This window comes from Aquabacterium sp. (genome assembly GCF_004297345.1).
Classification (GTDB): Bacteria; Pseudomonadota; Gammaproteobacteria; order Burkholderiales; family Burkholderiaceae_C; genus Aquabacterium.
In genome coordinates this window covers 1-3,838 of sequence record NZ_SCTN01000014.1, presented here as the reverse complement: position 1 = coordinate 3,838, position 3,838 = coordinate 1, and the positions used below count along the sequence as shown (strand labels likewise).

Below are 3,838 nucleotides of genomic sequence, written 5' to 3'. Positions count from 1 at the left end.
TCCTTGACGTGCTCCTTGCCATCCACCACGCGACGAGGCTGGCCGCCGCTCTTGCCGAATCCACGGTAATCGAATCGGACCACAGCGAAGCCTGCCTTCACGAAATGCTCGGCAAACGGCGGCAGGCCCCAATCCTTCAAGGCGCCAAAACCGTGGGCCATGATGATGACCGGCGGCTTGGGTGCGTTCGCAGCCTGAACCGGCAGCCACAACTCGGCATCGCAGGTGGTTTGCTGGCACGCGAAACTGGCGTTGACCACCGTATACGGCTTGGCCCCGGCCGCTGGCTGCGCATGGGCCGCCTCGAAGCTCATGGCCCCCATAGACACAGCCAAAGCGCCCAGGCTCAGGCCGGAACGCGCCCCATTCAACAACAAACCAGCACGCATGACTACTCTCCTCAATCGGTATGGACACATGAAAACGAAATTGGTACCGTTGCGTACCAACGGGTCGCAAAGATAGCCAAATCGATTGGTACCGTCAAGTACCAATTGCAAGGTATGGCCTAATCGCCCCTCATTCATATGGACAAGGCTTCTACGTCACCCAAGGCGGCACAGACTGCCGCCACCGAGCACCGCCAGCGTCTGCTGGATGGGCTGGCGGAAGCCTTGCAGACCCAGGCTTTTGCAGAGATCACGATTGCCGACATCGTGGCCAAGGCGCGCGTCTCCAAGCGCACCTTCTACGAGCAGTTCAGCAGCAAAGAGGCTTGCCTGCTGGCCCTGGGCGAGCGCCTGTGCGATCAGACCCTGGCATTGATCGCCGCCAACTACCGGTTTGACGAAGACTGGATCACCCAGTTGCGCAACGTGACCCACGCCTACCTGAGCAGCCTGGAGAGCCAGACCGCCGTGATGCGTGCCGTCTACATCGAACTGATGACCATTGGCACCGAAGGCCTGGCGCTACGCAGGCGCATGGGTGAGCGCTTCGGGCAGTTCCTGATCATGCAGGTCGAGGCCTTCCGCGCCGTGGAACCCGACAAGCGCCCCTTGACGCCCACCATGGCCACGGCCGTGATCGGCGGCATCAACGAGTTGATCCTGCAAGCCATCGAGCGAGGCGAGGCCCATCGCCTGAGCGAGCTCACGCCCACGGTGACCGAGTTCGTGCAGGCCGTGATCCAGTCACTGGAAGCGCCGATCCAGACCAGCGCCAAGAGCTGATCAAGGGCTGACCAAGCGCTCAATCAGTCCTGCGCGTCCTCGTCAACGCAACGCGCCACGATGGCGCCCAGGCTTTCGATCTCGACACGCACGGTGTCGCCCGCCTTGAGGAATTTGGGCGGATTGAAGGCCGCCCCCACGCCACTGCACGTGCCTGTGAAGATCACGTCGCCGGGCTCCAGCGTCATCACCTGGGTCAACTGCGCGATCTGGTCCCACACCTTGTGGATCATCAAGCGCGTATTGCTGTGCTGGCGCACCTCGCCGTTGACCAGGCACTGGATCTCCAGGCCATGCGGATCGCCCACCTCATCGGCCGTGGTGATCCAGGGCCCGAAAGGCGCATGCGTGTCGAACGACTTGCCCAGCGTCCACTGCGAGGTGCGCTTCTGGATATCGCGCACGGACACATCGTTGCCCACGCAGTAGCCGAACACCACCTCGTGGGCCCGCTCGCGCGGCACATGCCGGCAACGCTGGCCGATGATGGCCACCATCTCGGCTTCGTAGTCGGTCATGCTGGAGATGCGCGGCAGCACGATCGGATCGAAAGGCCCGTTGATGGCATTGGCCAGCTTGGGGAACCAGATCTGGTGATCGGGCACAGTGCGTGACTCGCCAATGATGTTCTCGTTGACGTGCTCGATGTAGTTCAAACCGATGGCCAGGGTCTTGCCCGGGCGCGGCACCGGTGCGAGCAGGTGGACCTCATCCACGCTCACGTCGGCCGGCGCATCCAGCATGGCTGCCACACGCGCCTTCAACTCGGACCAGCGTGCGATGAGATCGATCATGGGCTGATGCGCCGACAGCTCACCTGCCAGGGCCGCACTCAAGTTGACGATGCCGGAACCGTACACCAGCCCGACCTGAACCTGACCATCGACTTCATAGCTGCACAGATGCATGAATCTCTCCTACAAAGGCTATATGGGTATCGCGCTCGACCACATCATCATGCCTGACGCAGGCAATCCACGATCTTCATGCGGGCGGCACGCCAGGCCGGGATGAAGCCGCCGACAAAGCCCATGGCCAGCGCAAAAACGATCGACTGCACGGCGATACGTGGCGTGAGTGTGAACTGGAACGCGAGCTCGGAAAAGGTCTGAAAGTTGACCGTGGAGATGTTGACCGTCTGCATCAATGCCGCGGCGCCCAAGCCCATGATGCCGCCCACAAAAGACAAGAGCAGCGACTCGCTCATGAAAGCCGACAGCACGGCCGTGCGCCTGAAACCCAGGGCGCGCAGCGTACCGATCTCGCCAATGCGAGAGGCCACGGCAGCGAACATCGTGATCATGGCGCCGACCACGGCACCGATCGAGAAGATGATGGACAAGGCCAAGCCCAACAAGCGGATGAAGGTGGCCAAGGCTTCGGATTGCTCTGCGTAGAACACAGCCTCGCGCTTGGGTTCAAGCGTGAGACGCGGGTCATCCTCCAGGGCCTGACGGACCTGATCGAAAGCGGCTGGATCCGTCAACTTGAACACAACGCTGGAATACGCTTGCCGGCGGAAGGCCTGCATCATCTGTTCGCTGTCGCCCCAGACTTCTGAATCAAAGCCGCTGCGACCGGCATCGAACACACCCACAACCTTCCAGTCGCGGCCAGCGAAACGTATCGTCTCACCCAGCCCTGCGCCCACGAAGCCCCTGGCCACGGCCTTGCCCGTGATGATCTCGCTGGTACCTGGCGTGAACATGCGCCCGGCAAACAGATGCACCTGCGGCCGCAAGGCCATGCCAGCAGCCGAGGTACCGCGCACCGTCACATTGCTGGGCTTGCCGGAAGCGCGCTTGGGCAAGGTATTGAGCACCACGGGTTCTTTGGTGACCAGGCGGTTGCCGCTGGCGTCCACAGCGATGCCTTGCAGGCTTTCAATCACGGAGGCCTGCCCCCGCGTGATGCCGGAATTGATCTCAGCCCCCGCCCCTTTGCGCAGCACCATCACGTTATCGGGCTGGCCCGTGGCCACCAGCGTGGCACGGATGCCTTCGCTCATCATCAGCACGGTGGCAAACACATACACGACCAGGCCCATGCCGCCTGCCGTCAACAAGGTGGTCACGCGCCGCACCCACAGGTTGCGGGCGATGTAGCTGATAGGCACGGTCTTGCGAGCGATCATGCGGTGCTCTCAAGCCACATGGCGCAGGCCTTGGACAATGTCGATACGCGACATCTTCCACGCGGGCCAGGCCGCCGCCACCGCGCCTACGACCACACTGGCCAGCAGTTGCAGGCCGATCGTCAGTGCAGACACATTGAAGATGGGGAACAAGGTGCCCGCCGCATTCACGAAGGCACGCGCCAACGGAAAGGTCACGGCCATGCCGATCAGACCGCCGATGAGCGCAATCAACAGGCTCTCGCCAAACAGCAGCTTGACCACAAAGGCAGGCGGGAAGCCCAGCGCCTTGAGCGTCGCGTACTCACCCAGGCGTTCGCGTGCCGTCATCGTCATCGTGTTGGCCATCACGGCCATGATGATCAGGATGATGATGAAACTCACGGCCTGCACGGCCATCAGGATGGCCTCGCTCATCGACACGAAGCTCAACTGGAAGGCCTTCTCGGTCTCCGTCATGGTCTCGGCCAGCGAGTTCTTGAACAGCGCATCAATGCGCTGCGACACGGATGGCGCGTCATCTGGATTGCGA

Annotated in this window: 5 protein-coding genes; 1 reads left to right on the top strand and 4 read right to left on the bottom strand. The window is 62.1% G+C overall.

Annotation, left to right across the window (positions count from 1 at the left end; all coding sequences use genetic code 11):
- The coding region (locus EPO09_RS00350) for an alpha/beta hydrolase (RefSeq protein ID WP_290639060.1) at positions 1-389 on the bottom strand (389 nt) is incomplete at its 3' end.
- Positions 390-527: 138 nt separating this feature from the next.
- Here EPO09_RS00350 and EPO09_RS00345 point away from each other — a divergent pair.
- The gene (locus EPO09_RS00345) at positions 528-1,172 is read left to right on the top strand and encodes a TetR/AcrR family transcriptional regulator (protein WP_290639058.1); all 645 of its coding nucleotides are present in this window, start codon (positions 528-530) and stop codon (positions 1,170-1,172) included.
- A 23-nt stretch (positions 1,173-1,195) separates the two neighbouring features.
- On the opposite strand, the gene EPO09_RS00340 is transcribed toward EPO09_RS00345, so the two are convergent.
- The 3 genes from EPO09_RS00340 to EPO09_RS00330 all read right to left on the bottom strand — a co-directional run.
- Positions 1,196-2,080, bottom strand: a complete 885-nt coding sequence (locus EPO09_RS00340; RefSeq protein ID WP_290639056.1) for a fumarylacetoacetate hydrolase family protein — start codon at positions 2,078-2,080, stop codon at positions 1,196-1,198.
- Between the two features lie 47 nt (positions 2,081-2,127).
- Positions 2,128-3,306, bottom strand: coding sequence for an ABC transporter permease (locus EPO09_RS00335; protein WP_290639054.1), 1,179 nt, complete (start codon positions 3,304-3,306; stop codon positions 2,128-2,130).
- A 9-nt stretch (positions 3,307-3,315) separates the two neighbouring features.
- Positions 3,316-3,838, bottom strand: a 523-nt coding sequence (locus EPO09_RS00330) for an FtsX-like permease family protein (protein ID WP_290639052.1), incomplete at its 5' end; no start/stop codon positions are given.

Bases quoted from the DNA above. Each gene is read 5' to 3' on its own strand.
- EPO09_RS00345 (WP_290639058.1), top strand. From the start codon at position 528: ATGGACAAGGCTTCTACGTCACCCAAGGCGGCACAGACTGCCGCCACC.
- EPO09_RS00340 (WP_290639056.1), bottom strand. From the start codon at position 2,080: ATGCATCTGTGCAGCTATGAAGTCGATGGTCAGGTTCAGGTCGGGCTG.
- EPO09_RS00335 (WP_290639054.1), bottom strand. From the start codon at position 3,306: ATGATCGCTCGCAAGACCGTGCCTATCAGCTACATCGCCCGCAACCTG.